This window comes from Actinomadura sp. KC06 (assembly GCF_004348735.1).
In the GTDB taxonomy this organism is placed as follows: domain Bacteria; phylum Actinomycetota; class Actinomycetes; order Streptosporangiales; family Streptosporangiaceae; genus Spirillospora.
The window spans coordinates 1-23586 of record NZ_SMKT01000135.1 but is presented as its reverse complement, the minus strand read 5'-3'; the positions used below and the strand labels follow the sequence as shown (position 1 = coordinate 23586).

Sequence of the window (23586 nt, the reverse complement as noted above, 5' to 3'; positions counted from 1 at the left end):
GGTTAGTGGAGGCGCGGAGGGTGGGGTTCAGGTGGCGAAGGGTGGGACCTGGGTCTTGTCGAGGTCCGGGCGGAGGCGGACGAATCTGACCGGGTGCCGCCAGCGGCCCTGCTCGACGGCGGTGTCCGCGCTGATCTCCACGACCGTCTCCGGTTCTGTTCGGACGTAGCGGATCGGCGGATGCGTCCCGTACGGGCCGCCCGCGAACCCGGCGGGCAGTTCCGCGGGCCAAGGGTGGTCAGGGCCGGCGTGCCGGAGGACGTCGCCTAGCGACGCGCGGGCCTCGGGTGGCAGCGGTGTCGTCCGCGCGACGACGCGGAGACGGCCGTCGTTGTCGTGGCGGCCGAGGATCAGCGACTCGGGCGCCTGCCGGGTGCCGGTCACGCCGCCCACGATCGCCTCCGTGGTGACGCGCCGCTTCACCTTGCGCCAGCGGCGGCGTCCTTCCAGGTAGGGGCCGTCGGCGTCCTTGACGACGAGGCCCTCGACGCCCTGCGCGGCGAGGGCGTCGAACCACACGCGCGCCTCCTCCGCGTCGGACGTCTGCGGCACGGCGACCACCCGCGCGGACGCCGCGTCGGCGTCGCCGAGGAGGGTCTCGAGGACGGCGCGGCGGTCGCGCAGCGGGCGGGGCCGCAGGTCCTCGCCGTCCGATTCGAGGACGTCGAATACGACGTAGTGGCAGGGTTCCGTCCGCGCGAGTTCGGCGCGGCGGCGTCCGGCGACGTGGCGGCGCTGCAGCGCGCCGAAGTCGAGGCGCCCGCCCGTCCCCCAGCGGACGATCTCGCCGTCGACGACCGTGCCCGGCGCCAGGCGCTCGCGGACGGCCGCCACGATCTCGGGGAACGCGTCGTCCAGGCGGGTCCGGCGGCGGGACGACAGGCGGACGGCGCCGTCCTCGCCCACCATCGCGATCGCCCGGAACCCGTCGAACTTCGGCTCGTACCGGCAGCCGCCCGGGCACGACTGCGGTAGCGGGATGTGGTCGACGGCCGCGGCCAGCATCGGCCTCACCGGGGACCGGATGTGCATGGCCACGCGTCCCCCCGAACTCGACCGTCCCGATCGCCGCGTAGCCTCCGTACCCCCGTCCACCTGCGTCGATATCCGGGCAGGACGAATGTTGACCCGAGGTTGGACGCCCGGAGGTCATCCCGGGGTTGGACGCCCGGAGGTCATCGCGACGCGGGCGCCCGGAGATCATCCAGCGGCCGGGCGCCGGGAGGGCCGTCCCGTCCGTTGCGTGGGCGGACGGGCGGGCCCCGGTTCGGGGTGCGAGGTCACGAACCCCAGTCAGGGCGCAGCGGCATGTGGCTGACGCCGTTGTCCCCCAGCTTCACGCCTAGCGTCTGGTGGAGCTGGATCCAGTTCTGGTTGAACCCGAGCACGCAGCCCGCCATGTACACACGCCACACGCGGGCGGTGCCCTCGCCGACCTCGGCGACGGCCTCGTCCCAGTGGTCGTCGAGGTTCTCGCACCAGCCGGTCAGCGTGCGGGCGTAGTGCTCGCGCAGGTTCTCCTGGTGGCGGATCTCGAACCCGGCGTCGTTCATCTGCATCTGGATGTAGCCGGGGCCTTCGAGTTCACCGTCCGGGAACACGTACCGGTTGATGAACCCGTTCTCCTTGCGCGGCGGCGCGAGGTTGTCGGGACGGGTGATGGTGTGGTTCAGCATCCGCCCGCCCTTCCGCAGCTTCCCGTACAGGAACGAGAAATAGGACGGCAGGTTCTTCTTCCCGATGTGCTCGGTGAGCCCGATGGAGCTGATCGCGTCGAAACCGGTCTCGGTCACGTCCCGGTAGTCCAGATGGCGGACCTCGGCAAGGTCGGACAGCCCGCGGTCGGCGATGGCCTTCTGCGCCCACTCGGCCTGCTGCTTCGACAGCGTGACGCCGAGCGCCTTGACGCCGTACTCCTTCGCGGCGTGCATCACCATGCCGCCCCAGCCGCAGCCCACGTCCAGCAACCGCATCCCCGGCTTCAGCGCGAGCTTCTTGGCCACCAGGTCGTGCTTGTTGAACTGCGCCTCTTCCAGCGTCGCGTCCTCTCGGGGGAAGCACGCGCACGTGTAGGCCATGGACGGGCCGAGCACCCATTCGTAGAACGTGTTGGACACGTCGTAGTGGTGCGAGATGGCCTTGGCGTCACGCCTCTTGGAGTGCCGCAGCCACGACGGGATGCGGCTGAACGGCGCCTCCTGCGGCGGCGGGTCCAGCCGGCGCGTGATCGCGCCGCGCAGCAGCGGGTCGCCCAGGACCGCGCCGAAGATCCGCGCCTTGTCGCGCGCCGTCACCTCGCCGAGCACCTGCTGCATGGTCGTCAGCGCCGCGATCATGTTGCCGCTGATGTCGAGCATCCCGGTGACGTAGGCGCGGGCCAGTCCCAGCGCCCCCGGCGAGTGCAGCAGGTACGACACCGCGAACGGCGAGCGGACGTCGACCCGGATGTCCGCGCCGGGCACCCCCGCCCGCGAACCGTCGTACGCCGTGAACTCCACTGGCGCCTCAGCCCCGGCGAGTTGCTCGAAGACCCTGGCCAGCGTCATTGTGATCCCTCCTGTCTCTTCGCCCCGGCCAGGGCGGCGAACGCCGCCGTCCCCGCCGGGGCACTCCCCCGATGCGGACGCCTGGTCAGCGCCCGCGTACGCACTTGTCGTAGAGGTCCAGCAGCCGCTCGCCGGGGTCGTACGTCCCCTTGAGCCGCCGGTAGGTCTCCCCGTCGTAGTACCGCCAGAACTCGTCCCTGCTGTAAAAAGCAGTCGAGTAGAGGGACTTGTGCCCGTCAAGGGCCGCGACCCTGCGCTCGATGAGCCGATTGTGGTACTCGGGGATCTGTCCTGGGGGGAGCCGCACCGTCCCCCAGAAGCCGACGTTCACGTACGGCCGTCCCTCGTCCAGCGGGTACAGCGGCCACCGCTCCTTCGCGCGCAGCGGACACAACCAGATCGGGCTCATGCCGACCTTGTCGTGGAAGAACTCCAGGAACTCCGGCAGGCGCTCGACCGGAACCTCGATGTCCTGGATGACGTCCTCACGCGGCCGCAGCCCGCGCCACCGCTCCACCCGCGCGACGAAGTGGTACCGCCGGTCGTACGCGACGAGCTTGCGGTACACGTCGGAGCGCTTGTACTTGTCGGGCCACAGCCGCCGGACGGCCGGGTTCTGGACGCCGAACGCGCCCGAGCACCAGAACCAGTCGGTGTCCCAGCGCCACAGGTAGTCGCGGATCGTCAGGAAGTCGACCGACCGTTCCCGGATCGACTTGTAGTAGATCTTCTGGCCTGTGTAGTCGGATGTGTACGGTGCCGAGTCTGCGAAGAACCCGAGTGTTATGTACTGCTCGCCGGGGCCGAAGACCGTCCCGTCCAGGAAGTCGACGGACTCGCCCTCGAACGTCCCCGACTCGGTGATATCGCCCATCACGCGGGACAGCTCGGCGGCGTCGCCGAACCGCAGGTGCCGCAGCCGGACGTACGGGCTGACGGGCCTGAGCTCGATCTTCAGCCGCAGCGAGTAGCCGAGCGTCCCGTAGGAGTTGGGGAAGCCGTAGAACAGGTCGGCGTGCTCGTTGTCCTTCGTCGCGGTGACGATCTGCCCGTCGCCGGTGAGGACCTCCATCTCCAGGACGGCCTCATGGGGGAGCCCGTCGCGGAACGACGTCGACTCGATGCCGAGCCCGGTCACCGCGCCGCCGAGCGTGATGGTCTTCAGCTGCGGGACGACCGTGGGCATCAGCCCGTACGGGAGCGTGGCGTCGACGAGGTCCTCGTACGTGGTCATGCCCTGGACCTGGGCGGTCCGCTCGTCCGGGTCGACGCTCAGCACCTTGTCGAACCCGGACACGTCCAGGCCGGGCGCCTCCGAGGGGTCGCGCCAGCGGAACAGGTTGGAGGTCCGCTTCGCCAGCCGCACCGGCGTGCCGGCCGGGATCGCCTCGTAGGACCTCCTGAGCGCCTCCACCGCCCGCTCGTGGCCACCCTTGATCGCAAGCTCCGTCATCTGTCCCTCCCGGACACAGTTAATCGATCATCCCATGGACGGTCCACTCGACTCGGACGTTAGGGGAGTCACAGGAAGGAAGGGGAATAAAGCCACAGGCGCATACATCGATGTCGTTTCATCTCCCGGAGGCGACAGAACCGCAACAGTGCGGCCACGTCAACCTTTCCCCGAAGCCCCGCACCGACAAACCATGAACACCAAGCCCGCCCGCGACCTGGCGGGTGGCGGCTACTTCACGAGCCCGCGACCTGGCGGGTAGTGGCTACTTCACGAGGCGGAGGATCCACGGGTAGCGGAACGTGCGGCCGGCGAGGGCGTAGATCGCCGCGATGGCCGACAGGATCCAGGCCACCGCGTAGACCACCCCGCCGACGCCGAGCGTCGCGGTCGTGAACAGCAGCAGCGTCAGGTGGAAGTTCACCGCCTCCGCCGACTGCCGCCGGACGTACTCGGACCGCTTGCCGCTCACCAGCATCAGCACCAGCGGCCCGACGAAGAGCGTCGGGACCGCGATGGCGTGCGCCGCCGCGGCGAGCATGCGGTCCTCCCCCGTGGGCGCCTCGGCGTGCCCCGGCAGAACGGCTGCCTGCTTGGGCACGGGAACCAGGTCGCGGGTCACCGCGCCCAGGTCGTTCCGGGTCTTGGCCGTCATCGCCAGGTGCATGCGCATGTCGAACTCGTCGTGGTCGAGCCGGCCGTCGGCGTACGCGTCCTGAAGGCGCTCGATGACCGGTTCCCGTTCGGCGTCCGAGACCCTCAGATCCCCCACCGCGTAGCTAGTGTCCATACCTTTCATGGTCGGCGGCGCCGCCGCGCCGGGATATCAGGGAAGACCCTGAGGCTCCCCTGAATTCAGCTGGACGTACTCCTTCCCAGGCGTGAGGCGCCCGCCGAACAGCTCCGACACCGTCACGAACACGTACCCCTCGGCCGCCAGCCGGTCGATGATCTTCGGGACGGCCTTCACGGTCGTCCGGTGGATGTCGTGCATCAGCACGATGTAGCCGGGCTTCGCCGCCGCCAGCACCCGGCGCTCCACGTCCTCGGTGTCGCGGCTGTCCCAGTCCTGCGGGTCGACGGTCCACAGCACCTGCGCCATGCCCATCTCCCGCGTGATCTCGGCCAGCCGCTTGGACGTCGACCCGTACGGCGGGCGCAGCATCGTCGGCGTGACCCCGGACGCCCGCCGGATCTCGTCCTGCGTCCTGGTCAGCTCCGAGACGATCTTCTTCTTGGACGCCCTTCCGAGGTTGGCGTGCGAATAGCTGTGGTCGGCGATCTCGTGCCCGGCCGCATGCTCGCGCCGGACGAGATCCGGGTACTCGGCCACGTTCTTCCCGATCAGGAAGAACGTCGCCTTCACCCGCCGGGCGGCGAGGATGTCCAGCAGCTCTCCGGTGCTCGCCGCCGGCCCGTCGTCGAACGTCAGCGCCACGCATTTCGCGCGCGTGCAGTCGGGGGTCGGCGGCTCCGGCGCGGGTTCGGGCGCCTCGGGCGGCGAAGGGCCGTTCCGCTGCGCCGCGGCGAACTCGACCCGCCCGGCGGACGGCGCCAGCGTGCTGAGCCCCCCGCAGATCGCGGCCGCGAGCACGGCGGCCGCCCCTCGCCGGACCAGGTTCGGCCCGTCCATCAACACCCCCGCTGCCGATGCCCCCTGAGCCGCCAGTCTAGGGCTCGCTCCCCCGCCCGCCGGGGACGCCGCCGCTGTGTCGGAAACCCGCCGCTGTGTCGGGAACCCGCGGAGGCCGGACCATCGTTATCGTCGTACACCACAACCGGCCGCGGAACAGTTCCGGGGCCGCCCACCAGACGACGGGGCAGGCGATGAGGTTCCGGGACCGATTCGGGATCCGCAAGAACCGCAGGAACCGCGGATCAACGGTGACGAGGCTCGACCGCGAGGCGACCGACGCCGACATCGAGGCGCTGATCGCCTTCGCCCGCTCCCGCCGCGGCGTCGAGTTCTTCGTCGAGCCGGAGACCTTCGCCACCGACACCACCGCCGTCGCCGTCGCCCACGACGGTGAGTGGACGCGCCGCCGCGTCGGCTCCCCCAAGGTCATCGGCAAGGTCGCCCGCGACCTCGGCCTGCCGGTCTACGACGTCCAGATCGTCGGCTACCCGCCTCGCATGCGGGCCTGGAACGAGCGCAACCCCGACCGCCGCATAGACCCCGGCACCCCCGGCCAAGCCGTAGCCCCATAACCCGCAAGCGCCAGGCACGGATGACACGCAGCCTGACAGCATGAACATCGCCGCACCCCAGCGCTACGCGAGTTGGGGCCGCGCACGCCGGGCTCAAGCACACCAGCGGCACCCGCGCTGCCGGCACGCGTGCGGTGCCCTAAGCGCCGGTAACACAGGTGTTGGCGACACAAACGCGGCGGCGATGTGCCGCCATCCAGAGGCGTGGCCTCGCTGGACGCACGTGCCGGTGATTCGCGTACTGACGGTTCACGCGTTGGGGACATACGGGTGGGCGAGGGCGGTTTAGCAGGCCTTTCGTTGTTGGTTGTAGTAGGCGGTGGCCAGTTGGTCCGGGGTCATGCGGAGGCGGAGCTTCGAAGGTGGGATGCCGGCGTTGATCACCTCCCGGAGGATCACGGCCATGGAGTAGGCGGGGTCGGCGTCCAGGGCCCGTTCGATGGCGACGTTGGCCAGGCCGCCGTCGCCTGCGGAGTAGGCGGCGAAGGCCAGGAGGGACGCCGGGCCGGGGACGTAGGCCTCCTCTACGCGGCGCACGACGTCTCGCCAGAAGGCGATGTCGGCGGTTGGGGCGTCCTCGTCGATGCGGATCCAGGCCTCGTCGCGGAAGCGCAGGTCGGTGAGGAGGACGCCGAGCCAGGCGACCTCGTCGTCGGTCGGCGGGGCGTCGGCGCGGGCGAGGAGGGCGTGGACGAAGTCGAGGCTCTCGTCGGAGGTGCCGGGGCGCGAGAGCAGGCGTATCTCGGCGCGTTCGGTGGCCTCGCGCATGGCGGCGCGGACGGGCCCGTCCAGCGGCTGGACGGAGCGGACGAGTTCGGAGCGGTCGGCCAGGACGACCTGCCCGGCGAAGGTCGCTTCGGCGGCGACGACGCTGGCGGAGATGTCGTAGGGGACGCCCTCGGGCGGGCAGCAGTCGTCGTCGCAGGTGAGCGACCACCAGCGCCCGTCGGCGACGCGGACGGCCTCGGCAACCGGAACGCCCGCGGAGTCAAGGGCCGCGCGCACGGTGGCGGCGGATTCGCGGACCTCGTCGTCCGGGCCGTAGCCGAGGAGGAGGGAGCGGCGGAAGCCGTTGCCGGCGAGGAGCGCGGCGACCCGTTCGGCGGCGTCCGATGACGGTAAGTCCAGCCGGATCGCGCATGTGCCGTTGCCGCCGCTCTCGAAGCCGATCACGACGAGGCTCCGGGACGGGTGGAACCCCAGCAGGTAAGGGACGGCTGCGATGGCGTCTTGTGCGGAGCGGATCACCAGGGCTGTCATGCCCCCGACCTTCGCAGCCGGCGACCGCCGTGCGACACCGCCGCTGAAAATGTGGATAACTCGTCCCGGGACGCGAGTGTCCGCGGCGGGCGGTAGCGTTGGGCGGCGTGCCCGCCCCTGATCTGCTGAACGGCAGCGATACCCGCATTCCCGACATGGCGACGCTGCTCGCCGCGGCCGTGTCCTCCATCGGAGGCGCCGAGCGCCCAGGCCAGGTGACGATGGCGCACGCGGTCGAGAAGGCGATCGAGTCCGGCGAGCATGTCGCCGCGCAGGCCGGTACCGGCACCGGCAAGTCGCTGGCCTACCTGGTCCCGGCGATCCGGCACGCGGTGGAGAAGCAGACGACGGTGGTCGTGTCCACGGCCACGATCGCGCTGCAGCGCCAGCTCGTCGATCGGGATCTGCCCCGGCTGGCGGAGGCGCTGGGGCCGCTGCTCGGGACGGAGCTGAAGTTCGCGATCCTCAAGGGACGCCGCAATTACCTGTGCCTGCACCGGGTGCAGACGGGCGTCCCGGAGGAGGACGAGGGGCCGAGCCTGTTCGACCCGCAGCAGATGTCCGCGCTCGGGCGGCAGGTGAAGCGGCTGAACGAGTGGGCCGAGGAGACCGAGACCGGCGACCGGGACGAGCTGGTGCCGGGGGTGAGCGAGCAGGCGTGGCGGCAGGTCGCGGTCACTGCCAGGGAGTGCCTGGGCGCGCAGCGGTGCCCGCACGGCACCGTGTGCTTCTCCGAGCTGGCCAGGGCGGAGGCCGGTGAGGCGCACATCGTGGTGACCAACCACGCGCTGCTGGCGATCGACGCGCTGGAGGAGTTCCAGGTCCTGCCCGAGCACGACGTGGTGATCGTGGACGAGGCGCACGAGCTGGTCGACCGGGTCACGTCCGTCGCGACCGGCGATCTCAGCGCGGCGGCGGTGGAGACGGCGGCGCGCCGGTGCGGGCGGCTCATCGAGGAGGCCACGGCCGACCGGTTGAAGGAGGCCGCGGAGGGGCTCGGGCTGCTGCTGGAGGATCTGCAGGCCGGACGCATGGACGTCCTGTCCCCGGCCTTGGGGAACACCCTCGCGGTCGTCAGGGACGCCGCGCACGCCTGCATCAGCGCGCTCGGGCCGGAGAAGAAGGATGCCGAGCCTGGCGACATGGCGGCGCGCAAGGCGGCACGGTCGTCGCTGGACGAACTCCATGACACGGCCGTGCGGGTGCTGGAGGCGTTCCAGCCGGAGATGGCCGAGCGGTTCGACGTGGTGTGGCTGGAGAAGCCGTTCGTCCAGGACGGGCGGCCCAGGCGTCCGCCGGCGCTGCACGTCGCGCCGATCGGGGTCGGCGGCCTGCTGCGGACGACGCTGTTCGAGCGGCGCACCGCGATCCTCACGTCGGCGACGCTCACGCTGGGCGGATCGTTCGAACCGCTGGCCCGGCAGTGGGGCCTGCCGCCGCTGAACGAAAACGCCTCAAGGGACGCGAAGACGGCGGCCGAGGGCCTCGCCCAGACCGCCACGGAGAAGCGCGAAGAGACGGAGGTCGTGTGGTCGGGCCTCGATGTGGGGTCGCCGTTCGACCATCCGAAGGCGGGCATCCTGTACGTCGCGCGGCATCTGCCGCAACCCGGACGGGACGGTCTCGCCGACGCCTACCTGACGGAGATCACCGAGCTGATCGAGTCGGCGGGCGGCCGCACCCTCGGGCTGTTCTCGTCGATGCGGGCGGCCCGGCAGGCCGCCGACGAGCTGAAGGACCACCTGTCCCATCCGCTGCTGTGCCAGGGCGACGACTCCACGTCCCTGCTGGTCAAGCAGTTCGCCGAGGACGAGCGGACCTGCCTGTTCGGCACTCTGTCGCTCTGGCAGGGCGTGGACGTGCCCGGCCCGTCCCTGCAACTCGTGATCATGGACCGCATCCCGTTCCCGCGCCCGGACGACCCGGTGTCGTCGGCGCGGTCGCGGGCGGTCGCGGCGCGCGGCGGCAACGGCTTCATGGCGGTCGCCGCGACGCACGCCGCGCTGCTGCTCGCGCAGGGGGCGGGGCGGCTGCTGCGCTCGATGGACGACCGGGGCGTCGTGGCCGTCCTCGACCCGCGACTCGCCACGGCCCGCTACGGCGGCTTCCTGAAGAGCACGCTGCCGCCGTTCTGGGCCACGACCGACCCGGACATCGTCCGCGGGGCCCTCCGCCGCCTAGACGCCGCAGCCGACAGCGCCTGAAACGCCGCCGCCGCCGCAAAACGCTGAGCGTGGGTCAGCGGCGGTAGGTGGTGAGGAAATCGCCTATGCGGCCTATGGCTTCTTCGAGGTCGTCGGCGTATTGGAGGGTGACGACGCGGAAGTGATCGGTGGACGGCCAGTTGAACCCGGTCCCCTGGACGACGAGGAGCTTCTGCTGTTCGAGCAGGTCGAGCGCGAAGCGCATGTCGTCCTCGATCGGGTACATCTCGGGGTCCAGGCGCGGGAAGACGTACAGCGCGCCCATGGGACGGACGCAGCTCACCCCCGGCAGGTCGTTCAGCAGCTTCCAGGCGCGGTCCCGCTGCTCGCCGAGCCGTCCCGTCGGCAGGACGAGGTCGTCGATGCTCTGGTAGCCGCCGAGCGCGGCCTGGATGGCGTGCTGGCCGGGGACGTTGGGGCAGAGCCGCATGTTGGCGAGGATGTCCAGGCCCTCGATGTAGGAGTCGGCGTGCTCCTTGGGTCCGGTCAGCACGACCCAGCCGGCGCGGAACCCGGCGACGCGGTAGTTCTTCGAGAGGCCGCCGAAGGTCAGGCACAGCAGGTCGGGGGCCAGGGACGCGATCGGGACGTGCTCGGCGTCGTCGTACAGGATCCGGTCGTAGATCTCGTCCGCGAAGATGATCAGATTGTGCCGGCGGGCGAGTTCGACGATGCCGGTGAGGACCTCGCGCGGGTAGACGGCGCCGGTCGGATTGTTCGGGTTGATCAGCACGAGCGCCCGGGTCCGGTCGCCGATCCTGGCCTCGATGTCGTCCAGGCCGGGCGCCCAGTCGGCGGACTCGTCGCACAGGTAGTGGACGGGCGTCCCGCCGCACAGCGACACCGCGGCCGTCCACAGCGGGTAGTCGGGCGCCGGGATGAGGACCTCGTCGCCGTCGTTGAGCAGCGCCTGCAGGGTCATCACGATCAGCTCGGAGACGCCGTTGCCGAGGTAGACGTCCTCGACGTCCACGCCGGTGACGCCGTCGTCCTCCAGGCGCTGCACGATGGCGCGGCGGGCGGGCAGGATGCCCTTGGAGTCGCTGTAGCCGTGCGCGTCGGGAAGGTTGCGGACCATGTCCTGGAGGAGCTCCGGCGGCGCCTCGAACCCGAACGGGGCCGGGTTCCCGATGTGCAGCTTGAGGATGTTGTTGCCCTCGGCCTCCAGCTGCTTGGCGCGCTTGAGCACGGGGCCGCGGATGTCGTAACAGACGTTGGTCAGCTTGCCCGACTGGTTGACCTGCATGGACTCACCATAGCCACGGGCGGTCCGCGGCGTCCCGTCTCCCCGCCGACGTCCCGTCCCCCTGCCGGTGTAGGCCAGGGGGACGGGGGCGGCGGTCACGGGGCGGAGATCGCGGACAGGATCGCCAGCCGCGCCGCGCGCCGTGCCGGCCGGATCGCGGCGAGCGCTCCCGCGACCGCGCCGACCAGCGCGACGATCACCAGGGTGAGGACGGGCGGCGCGAACGGGTTGCCGAGCGCGCTGCCGAGCCCCCAGCCGAGGAACGCGCCGAGCCCGATCCCGCCGCCGGTGCCGAACAGCGCGACGATCACCGACTCCCAGCGGACCATCGACCTGATCTGCGGGCGGGACGCGCCGACCGCGCGCAGCAGCCCGAGTTCCCGGGTCCGCTCGTGGACGGCCAGCGACAGCGTGTTGGCGATGCCGAGCAGCGCGATCACGATGGCGAGGATCAGCATCCCGTAGACGACCGTGATGAAACCCTGCTGCTCCTCCGTCTGCGCCGCGACGAAGTCGTCCCGCGTCTGGACCTCCGGCGCGCCGTACGGCTTGGCGAGCGCGGTGAGCGCGCGCTGCGCCTCGGCGACGGACGCGCCCGGCTTGAGGACGACGAACGCCCGCGTGTCGAGCGGCTGCCGGGTGTGCGCGTTCCAGACCGTCCGAGGCACGACGTAGTCTCCGGTCATGTCGGTGTTCTCGTAGACCGCACCGACGGTGAGCCGCTGCGACGCGCCGTCCGCGAACGTGACCGGGACCTGCGTGCCGGGCTTCCAGCCCTTGTCGTCGGCGACGCTCTTCGACACGGCGAGCGCGCCCGCGTCCGACATGGCGCCCTTTGTGACGTCCAGGTCGAGGACGCGGCCCAGGGCGGCCGGGTCGGCGACGCTCACGGTGGACGCGTCGCCGTCCACGCGCATGCTGCCGGTTCCGGCGCCCGCGACCCGTTCGACCTGCGGCAGCTTCGCCGCGTCCTGGACGAGGCCCGTCCCGAACCCGCCGGTCTCGTTGCCGCCGGAGTTGACGACCAGCGGCCCCTTGAACGACCCGGCGACGTTGTTCTCCAGCGACTTGCCGAGCGACCCGATGAACACCGTCATCAGCGTGACGACGCCGACGCCGATCATCAGCGCGGTCGCGGCGCCCGCGGTGCGCTTCGGGCTGCGGGCGGCGTTGTCGCGGGCCAGCGTCCCGGACACGCCGCGCGTCCGCGCCGCGGGCCCGCCGATCAGGGCGGCGACGGGACGCGCCGCGACCGGGCCGAGCGCGACCATAGCCACGACGCACAGGATCGCGCCCGCGCCCGCCATCGCCATCTGCCCGGTGAGCGCGCCGAAAACGACGGTCCCGGCGGCGACGGCCGCGAGCACGCCGCCGACGATGACGCGGGTGTCGGTCGGGCGGGCGGACTCGGCGGCGACCTCGCGCAGCGCGGCCAGCGGCGCCACCCGGGACGCCTTGACCGCGGGCCCGAGCGCGGCGACCAGCGTCACCAGCAGCCCGACCGGGACCGCGATCAGGAGCGAGGTGGCCGAGACGGTGAGCCCCTCCATCGCGATCCCGATGCGGAACTGCGTGAACAGCCACCGCAGCAGCGCCGCGAACCCCATTCCGCCGGCGAGCCCGGCGGCGGTCGCGGCGGCGCCGATGACCAGCGCCTCGAACCCGACGATCGTCATGACCTGGCGGCGACCGGCGCCGAGGGCGCGCAGCAGCGCCGACTCGCGGGTCCGCTGCGCCATCGTGATCGCGAACGTGTTGTGGATGCTGAACGCGGCGACGAGCAGCGCCACCCCGCCGAACGCGGCGAGGACGGTCCGGAAGATCTGCAGGAATCCGGACTCGACCTGCGACATGCCCTCCTCGACCTGCGCCTTGTTCGTGATGGCCTCCGTCCCGGCGGGCAGGACGGGCTTGATCCGGGACGCCAGCTCGTTCTGGCCGACGCCGTCGTCGGCGCGGACGTAGACGCCGCTGATCCGGTCGGGCGACTTCGCGACGTGCCGGCGGGCGCCGTCCAGGCTGAACGCCGTGAAGGACGTCTCGCCGAACGCCTCCTCGTCGCCGAACATGCTGATCCCGACGACGGTCACCGGGACCTTCTCCGGCGTGAGCACCGCCGTCCGGTCGCCGACCTTCAGCTTGCCCTCGTCGGCGAACATCTTGTTGATGACGACCTCGTCCGGCGCGCGCGGCGCCCTGCCCTGGGCCAGCCGGTACGGGTTGAGCTTCGGATCGGTCAGCCAGTTGCCGGCGGTGCGCGGGCCGCGCGACTCGACGATCGCTCCGTCCTTGGCCAGCAACTGCCCCGAGCCTTGGATGACCGGTTCGGCGTTGGCGACGCCGTCCACCTGGCGGACCTTGTCCAGGGCGGACGCGTCGATCTGGCCGCGGGACCCCCACGGCTCGTCGCTGACGCTGGTCGAGTTGCGGACGCTGACGTCCGTCTTGCCGAACGACTGCGAGTAGTACCCGTCGATGCTTCCGGCGAGGGTGTCGCCGAGCACGAGCGTGCCCGTCAGGAACGACACGCCCAGGAAGACCGCCACCAGGGAGCCGGCCATCCGGCGCTTGCGTCCCCACAGTTCCTTGAACACGAGCGTGATCATCGGTGGTCCCCCAGCCCGCGCATCCGGTCCAGCACCCGGTCGGGTGTGGGCGCGTCCATGACGTCGACGACGCGGCCGTCGGCGAGGAACACCACCGAGTCGGCGTGCCCCGCGGCGACCGGGTCGTGGGTGACCATCGCGACGGTCTGGCCAAGGTCGTCCACGGCGTTGCGGAGGAGCGTCAGCACCTCGGCGCCGGTGCGGGAGTCGAGGTTGCCGGTCGGCTCGTCCGCGAACACGATCTGCGGGCGGGTGACCAGCGCGCGCGCCAGCGCCACCCGCTGCTGCTGCCCGCCCGACATCTCGGACGGACGGTGCGAGAGCCGGTCCCCCAGCTTCAGGACGCGCACGACCGTGTCCAGCCATTCCTGGTCCGGACGCGTCCCGGCGAGGGTCATCGGGAGGAGGATGTTGTCGCGGGCGGTAAGCGTCGGGAGCAGGTTGAACGCCTGGAACACGAACCCGATGCGCTCGCGCCGGAGCCTGGTCAACCGCCGGTCGGACAGCGCGCCGAGCTCCTGATCGCCGACGTAGACCTTGCCGGACGTCGCGTCCTCCAGCCCCGCCACGCAGTGCATCAGCGTGGACTTCCCGGCGCCGGACGGCCCCATGATCGCGGTGAACCGCCGTTCCGGGAGCGTCATGCTGACGTCGTCGAGCGCGCGCACCGCCATGTCGCCGGTCCCGTACACCTTGGTGAGATGAACCGTGCGGGCGCCGCCCTGCCCGGCCGCCGCGGCGCCCGTGTCGTCGTTGATCGATCGCCTTGCCTCTGCTGCGTTTTCCATGCCGGGATCGTGGCGTCGTGGTCCGCCGCCCGTCGTCGGGTGAGGAGATGCACCGCGACTGCTCCCAGCGAAGCACCCGGGCGCCCCCGCCTACGTCCCCCGCAGTACATCACTCGGAAAGATCAATAAGACTCGATGTCCAATTGTGATGCGGGCAACATACATGCAGGCTTGCTTGCTTGTATGTCGGCTCGTACCGTCGGAGGCGTGACAGTGAGCAGCCGCCGACGCCACCGGCACGTCCCGTCCCGGCGCAGGACGCAGGAGGAGCGCAGGTCGCGCACGCAGGCCAGCCTCCTGGAGGCCACCATGGAGTGCCTGGTGGACCTCGGCTGGTCCGGGACGTCCACCACGGAGGTCGCCCGCCGCGCCGGAGTGTCGCGCGGGGCGCAGCAGCACCACTATCCGACCAAGATGGTGCTGGTCGCGGCGGCGCTGGAGCATCTGCTCGAGGCGCAGCGGCTGGCGTACGAGACCGCGTTCGCGGCGCTGCCGCCCGAGCGGCGCGACGTCTCCGGCGCGCTCGACCTGCTGTGGGAGGTGTTCCGCGGCCGTCCGGCCAAGGCCCTCACGGAGCTGGCCGTCGCGGCCCGCACCGACGACGAGCTGCGCCCGCTGTGCCGCGACCTGAACGAGCGGATCCTCCAGGTCATCCTGGAGGTCTTCGAGCGGCTGTTCCCGGAGAACACGCTGCCCGCCGACTTCGTCCCGACGATGCTGCGCGGCGTCTTCGCGATGTTCGTCGGGCTGTCCATCCAGAACGCGCTGGACGACGACGCCGACGGCCACCAGGCCGCCGTGCTGCGCCAGGTCAAGGACGTCGCGCGGCTGATCGTCCCGGGCCCCGGAACGCCCGTGTCCGCGCCGACCGCACGCCCCGACCCAACCTCCTGAACGCCCCGTCGGCCCGCGGCCGACCGCACCACCCCGAGGGAGCGCCCGACATGCCGAAAGCCCCCACCGAACTCGCCGAAGAGGTCCGCGAGCAGGTCAAGGACAAGAAGTCCTATCTCGGCGTCATCGACCGCCTGAACAAGGCGTCCGTCGACAAGCACTGGGAGGCGTACGCCGACATCCCGTGGGACGACCCCGACTTCACCGTCGACAAGAACGACCCGCGATGGGTGCTGCCGCCGTTCGACCGGCTCGGCGAGACGGCCTGGTACCGGTCGCAGCCGCCGGAGATCCAGGCGCAGATCGGGCTCTGGCGCGTCGCGACCGCCATGAAGATCGGCCTGCAGTTCGAGAACCTGCTGAAGCGCGGGCTGCTGAACTACGCCTACCGGCTGCCGAACGGGCGCCCCGAGTTCCGGTACGTCTACCACGAGACGACCGAGGAATGTCACCACGGGATGATGTTCCAGGAGTTCGTGAACCGGACGAAGCTGCCGATCCGCGGCATGCCGCGCTCGCTCAGCCTCATCGCGCAGGCCGCGCCGTGGATCCCGCTGGTCAGCACTGAGATGTTCTTCATCTTCGTGCTCGGCGGCGAGGACCCGATCGACTACGTCCAGCGCAAGTCGCTCAAGGGCGGGCACATCAAGCACCCGCTCGAAGAGACCATCATGAAGATCCACATCGCGGAGGAGGCCCGGCACATCTCGTTCGCCCGGCACTACCTCAAGCACCGGGTGCCGAACATGAACCCGCTGCGCCGCCGGATCCTCGGCGTCGCGACGCCGATCGTCCTCGGCGTGATGGCGCGGATCATGCTGTCCCCGCCCGGGCCGATGGTGCGGCACTTCGGCATCCCGAAGGACGTCGTCCGCCAGGCGTACAAGAGCGAGGCGTCGATGGCGGAGATCTCCAACTCGGTCGGCAAGATCCGCGACCTGATGGCCGAGCTCGGCGTGATCAGCCCGGTCGGCAAGCAGGTGTGGAAGGCGTTCGGCATCTGGGACGAGCCGAAGCAGCGCCGCGCCGTCGAGTCCGGCAAGGCCGCGTGAGCATGACCGGCCCGGCGGCCCCCGCGGGGCGCGCGGAGAGGCCCGCCGTGGTGACGCCCGCGGCCGGGCCGGGCGGCCCGTACAAGGTCGTCGTCATCGGGACGGGCTTCTCCGGCCTCGGCATGGCGATCGGGCTGAAGAGGTCCGGCGTCCACGACTTCGTCATCCTGGAGAAGGCGGACGAGGTCGGCGGGACGTGGCGGGAGAACACCTATCCCGGCTGCGCGTGCGACATCATGTCGCTGCTGTACTCCTACTCCTTCGAGCCGAACACCGGCTGGTCGCGGATGTTCCCGAAGCAGCGGGAGCTGCTGCAGTACATCAAGGACATCGTCGACAAGTACGACCTGGCGCAGCACATCCGGTTCAACACGGAAGTGACCGGGTCGGAGTACGACGACGCCACCGACACCTGGCAGGTGTTCACGGCGGGCGGCGAGGTCGTCCGGGGACGCGCGCTGGTCTCGGGCATGGGCCCGCTGCACCGGCCGAGCATCCCCGACCTGCCCGGCCTGGCCTCGTTCGAAGGGACGACGTTCCACTCCGCCGAATGGGACCACTCCTACGACCTGACGGGCAGACGCGTCGCGGTGATCGGAACGGGCGCGTCCGCGATCCAGTTCGTCCCGCAGATCGCGAAGCGGACCGGGCACCTGACGGTGTTCCAGCGGACCCCGCCGTGGATCATCCCCAAGCCCGACCGCCCGGTCACCGGGCTGGAGCGGACGCTGTTCCGGCGCGTCCCGATCGTCCAGCGCGGGTACCGCAACGGCGTCTACCTGATGCAGGAGAGCTTCGTCCTCGGCTTCAAGAACCCGAGGCTGCTGAAGGCGGCGAGCTCGCTCGCGCGCCTGCACCTGGCGCGCCAGGTCCCCGACCGCGACCTCCGCCGCAAGCTCACGCCCGACTACACGATGGGCTGCAAGCGGACGCTCGTGTCCAGCGACTACTACCCGGCGCTGATGCGGCCGGACGTGGAGCTGACCACCGAGGGCATCGCCGAGGTCCGGGCGCGCTCGATCGTCACGCGGGACGGACGCGAGCACGAGGTCGACGCGATCATCTTCGGCACCGGCTTCCACGTCACGGACGCCTTCGAGGACGCCCGCATCGTGGGCCGGCACGGCCTGAAGATCCAGGATGCGTGGAAGGACGGCATCCAGGCGCATCTCGGCGTCACGGTCGCCGGCTTCCCGAACCTGTTCCTGCTGCTCGGCCCGAACTCCGGCCTCGGCCACAACTCGATGATCTTCATCATCGAGGCGCAGGTGCGGTACGTCCTGCAGTGCCTGGCCATGCTTGACGGGGCGGGCGGCTCGCGGATCTCCGTCCGGCCGTCCGTCCAGGACAAGTTCAACACCTGGGTGCAGCGCAAGTCGGAGGGCGCCGTGTGGGTGGCCGGGGGCTGCGACAGCTGGTACCTGGACCGGAACGGCGTCAACCGCGCGGCGTGGCCCGCGTCCACGGTCAGCTTCTGGCTGCGGACGCGCAGGCTCGACCCGCGCGACTTCCAGATAGAAACGGCTTCCAGCTAGACGGCTCCCAGCTAGAGATGGCGACCCCGACTTCGTGACGAGCCGGGCCCGGCCCCTAGAATCGCCGTAATTGAACACGACATCCAATTAGCTGCGCCCCCCGGCGGTTCGCGGCGTCCAACATCGAGCGGAGCCCCCCATGAGCATCGCGATCGTGACCGGAGGCGCGTCCGGCATCGGCCGTGCGATCGCCACGTCCCTGGTGACGCGCGGCGACACCGTCGTGGTGACCGACATCAACGCCGAAGGCGCGGCGCACGTCGCCGACAAGCTGAACACCCTCGGCAAGGGCAAGGCGACGTCCGCGCCGCTCGACGTCACCGACGCAGCCGCCGTCGCCGACCTCTACAAGGGCGTCCGCGCCGACCACGGACGCCTCGACCTGGTGTTCAACAACGCGGGCATCGCCATCGGCGGCCTCGCCGAGGAGCTGACGCTCGACCACTGGAACCGCGCGATCGACATCAACCTCAAGGGCGTCGTCCACGGCGTCCACGCCGCCTACCCGATCATGCTGGAGCAGGGCCGCGGCCACATCGTCAACACCGCCTCGCTCGCCGGGCTCGTCCCGATGCCGATCGGCATCCCCTACACGGCGACCAAGCACGCGGTCGTCGGCCTGTCCCTCGGCCTGCGCGCGGAGGCCGCCGGACGCGGCGTCAAGGTCAGCGTCGTCTGCCCGAGCTTCGTCGACACGCCGCTGCTCCACAACGTCAACCCGGACCTGCCCGAGACGCCGATGAGCGGCGACGCCACCGGCGACATCGCCAAGGCGTCCCCGCGCCTCTACACGGCCGAGAAACTGGCCCGCGACATCATGCGCGGCATCGCCAAGAACCAGGCCCTCATCGTCGCGCCCGCGCACGGCCGCCTCGCATGGCGCGGCGTCCGCCTCAACCCCGGCGCCGCCGTCCGCGTGGCGCAGGTGGCCGTGAGCCGCATCCGCAAATGACCGGCTACCCGTCCACCTTGGGATAGTGCAGGTCGAACGCGGGACGCTCGGAACGGATCTGCGGGATCGACGTGAAGTTGTGCCTCGGCGGCGGGCAGGACGTCACCCATTCCAGCGAATTCCCGTAGCCCCACGGGTCGTCGGCGTCCACCGGGGCGGTGCGCCGCGACGTCCGGTACACGTTGTAGAGGAAGAACAGCGTGGATATGCCCAGCAGGAACGCCCCGGCGCTGGAGACCCGGTTCAGCCCCGCGAACTCCTCGGGATAGTCGGCGTACCGCCGCGGCATCCCCTCGGCACCAAGCCAATGCTGGACGAGGAACGTCGTGTGGAAGCCGATGAACAGCGTCCAGAAATGGACCTTCCCCCACCCTTCATGCAGCATCTTCCCCGTCATCTTCGGCCACCAGAAGTAGAAGCCGGCGAACATCGCGAACACGACCGTCCCGAAGACGACGTAGTGGAAGTGCGCGACGACGAAATAGGAGTCCTGGACGTGGAAGTCCAGCGGCGGCGAGGCCAGGATGACGCCGGTCAGCCCGCCGAACAGGAACGTCACCAGGAACCCGACGGAGAACAGCATCGGCGTCTCGAACGTCAGGTGCCCCCGCCACATCGTCCCGACCCAGTTGAAGAACTTCACCCCGGTCGGCACCGCGATGAGGAACGACATGAACGAGAAGAACGGCAGCAGAACCTGCCCGGTCGTGAACATGTGGTGCGCCCACACCGACATCGACAGGCCCGTGATCGTGATCGTCGCGCCGACCATACTGAGGTAGCCGAACAGCGGTTTGCGGCTGAAGACGGGAATGATCTCGGTGACGATGCCGAAGAACGGCAGCGCGATGATGTAGACCTCGGGATGCCCGAAGAACCAGAACAGATGCTGCCACATCAACGCGCCGCCATGTGAGGCGTCGAAGATGTGCGCACCGAGCCGCCGGTCCGCCTCCAATGCCAGCAGCGCCGCGGCGAGGACGGGAAACGCCATCAGCACGAGAACACTCGTCAGGAAGACGTTCCACGTGAAGATCGGCATCCGGAACATCGTCATTCCCGGGGCCCGCATTCCCACGATCGTCGTGACGAAGTTGACGCCGCCGAGAATCGTCCCGAACCCCGACAGCGCCAGCCCCATGATCCACATGTCGGCGCCGATGCCCGGCGACCGCAGCTCGCTGCTCAGCGGCGTGTATCCCGTCCAGCCGAAGCTCGCGGCCCCGCCCGGGGAGATGAACGACGCGAACAGCATCAGGCCGCCGAACAGGAACAGCCAGTAGCTCATCATGTTCATCCGCGGGAACGCCACGTCCGGCGACCCGATCTGCAGCGGCATGATCACGTTCGCGAACCCGACGAACAGCGGCGTCGCGAACAGCAGCAGCATGATCGTGCCGTGCATCGTGAACATCTGGTTGTACTGCTCGTTGCTGACCACCTGCAGGCCCGGGTCCGCCAGCTCGCCGCGGATCACCATGGCCATCAGCCCGGCCAGCAGGAAGAACGTGAACGACGTGATCAGGTACAGATACCCGATCACCTTGTGGTCGGTGGTGGTCAGCCAGGACACGAGCACCGAGCCCCGGGGACGCGGCGAACGGCCCGCCTCCCGGAGTGGACGGCTGAGAAGGACCATGCCGGGCTCCCTGTGGACGGCGGATCCCACCACTATTCGCCGCACCCCTGGCCGACGCAAGACGTGCCCGTGACACGCATAGGCTGGACGACGTGGAACGCATCCTGGTCAGCTCCTGCCTGATGGGACGGCCCGTCCGCTACGACGGCGCCGCCAAACCGGTGGGCGACGACCTCTTTGAGCGGTGGCGCGCTGAGGGCCGCCTCGTCCCGTTCTGCCCCGAGGTGTCAGGCGGCCTGGCCGTCCCCCGCCCACCGGCCGAGATCGTCGGCGGCGACGGCCACGCTGTCCTCGACGGCACCGCCCAAGTCCGCACGGACACAGGCGAGGACGTCACCGCCGAATTCCTCCACGGCGCCCGCCAGGCCCTCGACACCGCCCGCCGCTCCGGCGCCCGCATCGCCCTCCTCAAAGAGGGCAGCCCGTCCTGCGGCAGCCACCAAATCTACGACGGCACCTTCACCGGCAATCGCCTCCCCGGGGACGGCGTCACAACCGCCCTCCTAGAACGCGAGGGCATCCAAGTCTTCAGCGATACCGACCTCGACGCACTGCACGCCCTACTCCAAACCCTAGAAACCACCCCACCCCCACCACCCAAGCCCAAGTAGCCACCGCAACACCCGCACACAAAGCGATTCCTGAGCTAGGCCCGCGTGGGTGCCAGGCTCCTAGACTCAGCCGATCGCCATCAGGCACGCAAACGCGTACGGGAACCCGCCGCACGATCAAGCCCCTCGATCAACGGATCGAAGCAGCCTCACACTCCGGATCAGCCAACGCCACCTCCGCGATCTGCTCCCGCGCGGCACCCACTCGCGAGGACGGCACGCGCCGGAAAGCTCGATCGCCACAACGAGAACCCAGCCTCATACGTGACCGACGACCCCGACCGCGACGGCCCACTCGCCCCTACACGCGATCGTTGAGCAGGACGACACTTGGGGCCGCCGCCGAAGTTGCGTTCAGCAGGGCATATCCGACGACCGCCACGTCCGCGCGATCCCGGAGGAATCGTCAAGGACCTGTGGATCAAGTCAACGTGGCTGCTGTGGCTGCTGTGGCTGACGCAGTCGGCGGTCTGCTGTGTTGCGAACGCGGCGGTTCGTCCCTGCTCAGCGAGCAGGCTGAGGGCGCGGCGTGAGGTGATGATCTGTGATGACGCGGCTGTGCGCTGGAGCCAGTCGGAAGCGGTGGTGAGCTGTTCGGCGGTCCATGGTTCGTCCAGCGCGATCGATTTGAGCAGGGTCCACTCGTGCAGGCGGCGGATGAGGAAGGGGCGGCGTTCCAGATCTCCGCCAGTTGCTTCTTCGCGCCTGGGTGCGCCGACCTCGGCGACGCGCCGAGCACGTTCGCGATCTTGTTAACCAGCATCGTTGGGCTTTGGCCTGCGGAAACACCTCCGCGAGCGCGCTCTGCAAGCCGAGCGCGCCATCCCCGACCGCGAGCACCGGGGGCGCGCATCCCGCGCCGCTTGCAGTCGCGGAGCAGGTCGGCCCACGACTCGGTCGACTCGCGGTAGCCGTCGGCCAGGGCGATGAGTTCCTGGCGCCCGTCGGCACGGTCCCCGAGCATGACGAGCAGGCAGAGCCTGCGCTCCTCCAGCCGGACGTTGACGTGGAGCCGGATGTTGACGTGGATACCGTCGGCCCACAGTAGACGTCGTCGACCCCGGCCAGGTCGCGGGCTGCGAAGGACCGCTGTTTGGCCTTCCACTGCTCGGTGGGCTTGGTGATGACCGGCACCGACAATCCGGCCGAGCTGCCGACAGAACGCGAGCAGTTCGTCGAAGTCATCGCGGTCATCGCGGAGCTTCGCGACGGCCTGGGGGTGCTTGACGCCGTAGGCAGCCTCGAACTCCGTCACCGCGCGCAGGGCGTGGGTCTTGTCCTCGGCGTTCCAGGAACTGGCCGAGCGCGGGCACGAAGTCGCCGGTCGACAGGCCAGGCAGGTAGAGCAGCGGCAGCACCTCGCTGACCTTCGGGGTCTTGCGGCACCACGGCGGCAGGATCGCCGAGGAGAACCGCTGCCTCTCCCGCTGGCGGGTCGGTGCGCTTGTCGTTGACCTGCGGCGCCCGAACCTCGATCGCACCCGCCGAGGTCAGCACCTCACGCGGCTGGTGCGAGCCGTACCGGACAACCAGGCGGCGGCCCCGCTCGTCCCGCTTCTCGGCGAACCGGGCGATGTAGGCGCCGACCTCGGCCTGCAGGGCTTGGGCGAGCATCCGGCGGGCACCCTCCCGCACGATCTCATCGACCAGCGACCAAGATCCGCCAGCGCCGCCGCCGTGGCCGCGGCCGGACGAGTCAGGAACTACGGTGAGCATCGGTGTGCCTTCCCGACCGACGATGGCGCGTCGGTCCTGCCTGGCATACCGGAGCGCGGCAGCAGCGGACCGCTGTCGTCGGCACCCAACCTCACAGTGGTTGGCTCGTGCCGTTCTCAGTGTCGGCCGCTGCGGACGAGTCGGGCGCCACAGCGATGGCCTCGATCTCCAGGAGCCAGACGTCGTCGTAGATGCCGGTGATGATGATGGTGATCGCAGGGCGATGGTCGCCGAGCACCTCATGCCGGATCCGGGAGTTGAGTTCGCGGTATCGCCGGTCGGACAGGTAAATGGTGACCTTCGCGAGGTTCTCAACGGTCATCTCGGCAGCAGAGAGCACCGTCTTGACGTTGTTCCAGGCAAGGCGGCATTGCGCGGCGAAGTCCGCCGGTACGTCGCCCTTGGTGGTCCATGGTGGCTGGCCGCTGATGTACAGGGTCCGCTGCGCCCCGCGCACCAACGTTCCATGGGTATAAGCCGGCGACGACTCAGGCAGGTCCGCAGGATCAATCGGCTCGATCACGAAAGACATCAATTTCCTCACGCCGAGATAAGCGGGCAACGCTCTGAACGTTCGCCCACTTTAAGCCTGCGCTCACGCCACGTCGATCAAATAAGTGGCGAAATGGCCGAGCTGAGACTGGACTCCCCTACCGCCGCGCTGCCAGTTGCGCCCCGGCACAACGAGCAGCAGGGACTGCTGGCGTCCGAGCGAACGCCCTGTGGTCACCGCGAGCATCCCAAGACCGCCGTCGACCGGGTCATTCGGATTCAGGGCCTGTTCGCCGGGTCGCGACAGCGTCAGGCGACGATCCAGTTCGCCAGCACCCTCCGGAACCTCGGCCGGGCCGAGGAGAGTGTTGCGCTGCTCACCGC

Annotated in this window: 19 protein-coding genes and 1 pseudogene; 7 read left to right on the top strand and 13 right to left on the bottom strand. The window is 70.1% G+C overall.

The window, feature by feature from the left end; genetic code table 11:
* Positions 1 to 27: 27 nt before the first annotated feature.
* From E1287_RS32030 to E1287_RS32010, 5 genes are all read right to left on the bottom strand, one after another.
* On the bottom strand, positions 28 to 1032 hold the full coding sequence (locus E1287_RS32030; protein WP_243719572.1) for an ATP-dependent DNA ligase: 1005 nt from the start codon (positions 1030 to 1032) through the stop codon (positions 28 to 30).
* A gap of 248 nt (positions 1033 to 1280) precedes the next feature.
* Complete coding sequence (locus E1287_RS32025) at positions 1281 to 2546, bottom strand: class I SAM-dependent methyltransferase (protein ID WP_131969013.1); 1266 nt, start codon at positions 2544 to 2546, stop codon at positions 1281 to 1283.
* A gap of 85 nt (positions 2547 to 2631) precedes the next feature.
* Positions 2632 to 3999, bottom strand: a complete 1368-nt coding sequence (locus E1287_RS32020) for an FAD-binding oxidoreductase (protein ID WP_131969012.1) — start codon at positions 3997 to 3999, stop codon at positions 2632 to 2634.
* Between the two features lie 265 nt (positions 4000 to 4264).
* Entirely contained in the window at positions 4265 to 4789 is a 525-nt protein-coding gene (locus E1287_RS32015; RefSeq protein WP_131969011.1) for a DUF1707 and DUF4870 domain-containing protein, read from the bottom strand.
* Between the two features lie 36 nt (positions 4790 to 4825).
* Positions 4826 to 5632: a polysaccharide deacetylase family protein gene (locus tag E1287_RS32010; RefSeq protein WP_131969010.1), complete on the bottom strand. Its 807-nt coding sequence runs from the start codon at positions 5630 to 5632 to the stop codon at positions 4826 to 4828.
* 194 nt (positions 5633 to 5826) lie between these two features.
* Between E1287_RS32010 and E1287_RS32005 the strand changes: the two genes are divergently transcribed.
* Complete coding sequence (locus E1287_RS32005) at positions 5827 to 6207, top strand: hypothetical protein (RefSeq protein ID WP_131969009.1); 381 nt, start codon at positions 5827 to 5829, stop codon at positions 6205 to 6207.
* Positions 6208 to 6492: 285 nt separating this feature from the next.
* On the opposite strand, the gene E1287_RS32000 is transcribed toward E1287_RS32005, so the two are convergent.
* Positions 6493 to 7467, bottom strand: coding sequence for a DUF4192 domain-containing protein (locus tag E1287_RS32000; protein WP_131969008.1), 975 nt, complete (start codon positions 7465 to 7467; stop codon positions 6493 to 6495).
* 155 nt (positions 7468 to 7622) lie between these two features.
* Here E1287_RS32000 and E1287_RS31995 point away from each other — a divergent pair, with 155 nt between their 5' ends.
* Entirely contained in the window at positions 7623 to 9671 is a 2049-nt protein-coding gene (locus tag E1287_RS31995) for an ATP-dependent DNA helicase (RefSeq protein ID WP_207934592.1), read from the top strand.
* 34 nt (positions 9672 to 9705) lie between these two features.
* Here the strand turns inward: E1287_RS31995 and E1287_RS31990 are convergent, their stop codons facing one another.
* From E1287_RS31990 to E1287_RS31980, 3 genes are all read right to left on the bottom strand, one after another.
* Positions 9706 to 10917: a pyridoxal phosphate-dependent aminotransferase gene (locus E1287_RS31990; RefSeq protein WP_131969007.1), complete on the bottom strand. Its 1212-nt coding sequence runs from the start codon at positions 10915 to 10917 to the stop codon at positions 9706 to 9708.
* 95 nt (positions 10918 to 11012) lie between these two features.
* Positions 11013 to 13523 carry an FtsX-like permease family protein gene (locus E1287_RS31985; RefSeq protein ID WP_131969006.1) on the bottom strand — a complete coding sequence of 837 codons (2511 nt, stop codon included), beginning with the start codon at positions 13521 to 13523 and terminating at the stop codon, positions 11013 to 11015.
* Positions 13520 to 14311 carry an ABC transporter ATP-binding protein gene (locus tag E1287_RS31980; protein ID WP_131969005.1) on the bottom strand — a complete coding sequence of 264 codons (792 nt, stop codon included), beginning with the start codon at positions 14309 to 14311 and terminating at the stop codon, positions 13520 to 13522. Before E1287_RS31980 ends, E1287_RS31985 begins: the two co-directional genes overlap by 4 nt.
* A gap of 207 nt (positions 14312 to 14518) precedes the next feature.
* Here E1287_RS31980 and E1287_RS31975 point away from each other — a divergent pair, with 207 nt between their 5' ends.
* From E1287_RS31975 to E1287_RS31960, 4 genes are all read left to right on the top strand, one after another.
* A complete protein-coding gene (locus tag E1287_RS31975) occupies positions 14519 to 15205 on the top strand; it encodes a TetR/AcrR family transcriptional regulator (RefSeq protein WP_243719571.1) in 687 nt (228 codons plus the stop codon).
* A 50-nt stretch (positions 15206 to 15255) separates the two neighbouring features.
* A complete protein-coding gene (locus tag E1287_RS31970) occupies positions 15256 to 16257 on the top strand; it encodes a diiron oxygenase (protein ID WP_131969004.1) in 1002 nt (333 codons plus the stop codon).
* A gap of 2 nt (positions 16258 to 16259) precedes the next feature.
* Positions 16260 to 17792, top strand: a complete 1533-nt coding sequence (locus E1287_RS31965) for an NAD(P)/FAD-dependent oxidoreductase (RefSeq protein ID WP_131969003.1) — start codon at positions 16260 to 16262, stop codon at positions 17790 to 17792.
* 139 nt (positions 17793 to 17931) lie between these two features.
* Positions 17932 to 18744 (top strand): SDR family oxidoreductase, encoded by an 813-nt coding sequence (locus tag E1287_RS31960; protein ID WP_131969002.1) that lies wholly within the window; start codon positions 17932 to 17934, stop codon positions 18742 to 18744.
* A 4-nt stretch (positions 18745 to 18748) separates the two neighbouring features.
* Here E1287_RS31960 and ctaD read toward each other — a convergent pair whose 3' ends face one another.
* On the bottom strand, positions 18749 to 20383 hold the full coding sequence (gene ctaD, locus E1287_RS31955) for a cytochrome c oxidase subunit I (protein WP_131969001.1): 1635 nt from the start codon (positions 20381 to 20383) through the stop codon (positions 18749 to 18751).
* Between the two features lie 92 nt (positions 20384 to 20475).
* Here ctaD and E1287_RS31950 point away from each other — a divergent pair, with 92 nt between their 5' ends.
* Positions 20476 to 20994, top strand: a complete 519-nt coding sequence (locus E1287_RS31950; RefSeq protein WP_131969000.1) for a DUF523 domain-containing protein — start codon at positions 20476 to 20478, stop codon at positions 20992 to 20994.
* Positions 20995 to 21664: 670 nt separating this feature from the next.
* Here E1287_RS31950 and E1287_RS45965 read toward each other — a convergent pair.
* From E1287_RS45965 to E1287_RS45960, 3 genes and pseudogenes are all read right to left on the bottom strand, one after another.
* Positions 21665 to 22710 (bottom strand): annotated as a pseudogene (locus E1287_RS45965) (transposase); the annotation flags it as partial.
* A 91-nt stretch (positions 22711 to 22801) separates the two neighbouring features.
* Positions 22802 to 23242, bottom strand: coding sequence for a RidA family protein (locus E1287_RS31935; protein WP_131968999.1), 441 nt, complete (start codon positions 23240 to 23242; stop codon positions 22802 to 22804).
* A 63-nt stretch (positions 23243 to 23305) separates the two neighbouring features.
* A partial coding sequence (locus tag E1287_RS45960; protein ID WP_243719570.1) for a hypothetical protein occupies positions 23306 to 23586 on the bottom strand: 281 nt, incomplete at its 5' end.

Excerpts from the sequence above, each read along its gene's own strand:
- E1287_RS32030 (WP_243719572.1), bottom strand. The coding sequence starts at position 1,032 with ATGCACATCCGGTCCCCGGTGAGGCCGATGCTGGCCGCGGCCGTCGAC.
- E1287_RS32025 (WP_131969013.1), bottom strand. The coding sequence starts at position 2,546 with ATGACGCTGGCCAGGGTCTTCGAGCAACTCGCCGGGGCTGAGGCGCCA.
- E1287_RS32020 (WP_131969012.1), bottom strand. The coding sequence starts at position 3,999 with ATGACGGAGCTTGCGATCAAGGGTGGCCACGAGCGGGCGGTGGAGGCG.
- E1287_RS32015 (WP_131969011.1), bottom strand. The coding sequence starts at position 4,789 with ATGGACACTAGCTACGCGGTGGGGGATCTGAGGGTCTCGGACGCCGAA.
- E1287_RS32010 (WP_131969010.1), bottom strand. The coding sequence starts at position 5,632 with ATGGACGGGCCGAACCTGGTCCGGCGAGGGGCGGCCGCCGTGCTCGCG.
- E1287_RS32005 (WP_131969009.1), top strand. The coding sequence starts at position 5,827 with ATGAGGTTCCGGGACCGATTCGGGATCCGCAAGAACCGCAGGAACCGC.
- E1287_RS32000 (WP_131969008.1), bottom strand. The coding sequence starts at position 7,467 with ATGACAGCCCTGGTGATCCGCTCCGCACAAGACGCCATCGCAGCCGTC.
- E1287_RS31995 (WP_207934592.1), top strand. The coding sequence starts at position 7,623 with ATGGCGACGCTGCTCGCCGCGGCCGTGTCCTCCATCGGAGGCGCCGAG.
- E1287_RS31990 (WP_131969007.1), bottom strand. The coding sequence starts at position 10,917 with ATGCAGGTCAACCAGTCGGGCAAGCTGACCAACGTCTGTTACGACATC.
- E1287_RS31985 (WP_131969006.1), bottom strand. The coding sequence starts at position 13,523 with ATGATCACGCTCGTGTTCAAGGAACTGTGGGGACGCAAGCGCCGGATG.
- E1287_RS31980 (WP_131969005.1), bottom strand. The coding sequence starts at position 14,311 with ATGGAAAACGCAGCAGAGGCAAGGCGATCGATCAACGACGACACGGGC.
- E1287_RS31970 (WP_131969004.1), top strand. The coding sequence starts at position 15,256 with ATGCCGAAAGCCCCCACCGAACTCGCCGAAGAGGTCCGCGAGCAGGTC.
- E1287_RS31965 (WP_131969003.1), top strand. The coding sequence starts at position 16,260 with ATGACCGGCCCGGCGGCCCCCGCGGGGCGCGCGGAGAGGCCCGCCGTG.
- E1287_RS31960 (WP_131969002.1), top strand. The coding sequence starts at position 17,932 with ATGAGCATCGCGATCGTGACCGGAGGCGCGTCCGGCATCGGCCGTGCG.
- ctaD (WP_131969001.1), bottom strand. The coding sequence starts at position 20,383 with ATGGTCCTTCTCAGCCGTCCACTCCGGGAGGCGGGCCGTTCGCCGCGT.
- E1287_RS31935 (WP_131968999.1), bottom strand. The coding sequence starts at position 23,242 with ATGTCTTTCGTGATCGAGCCGATTGATCCTGCGGACCTGCCTGAGTCG.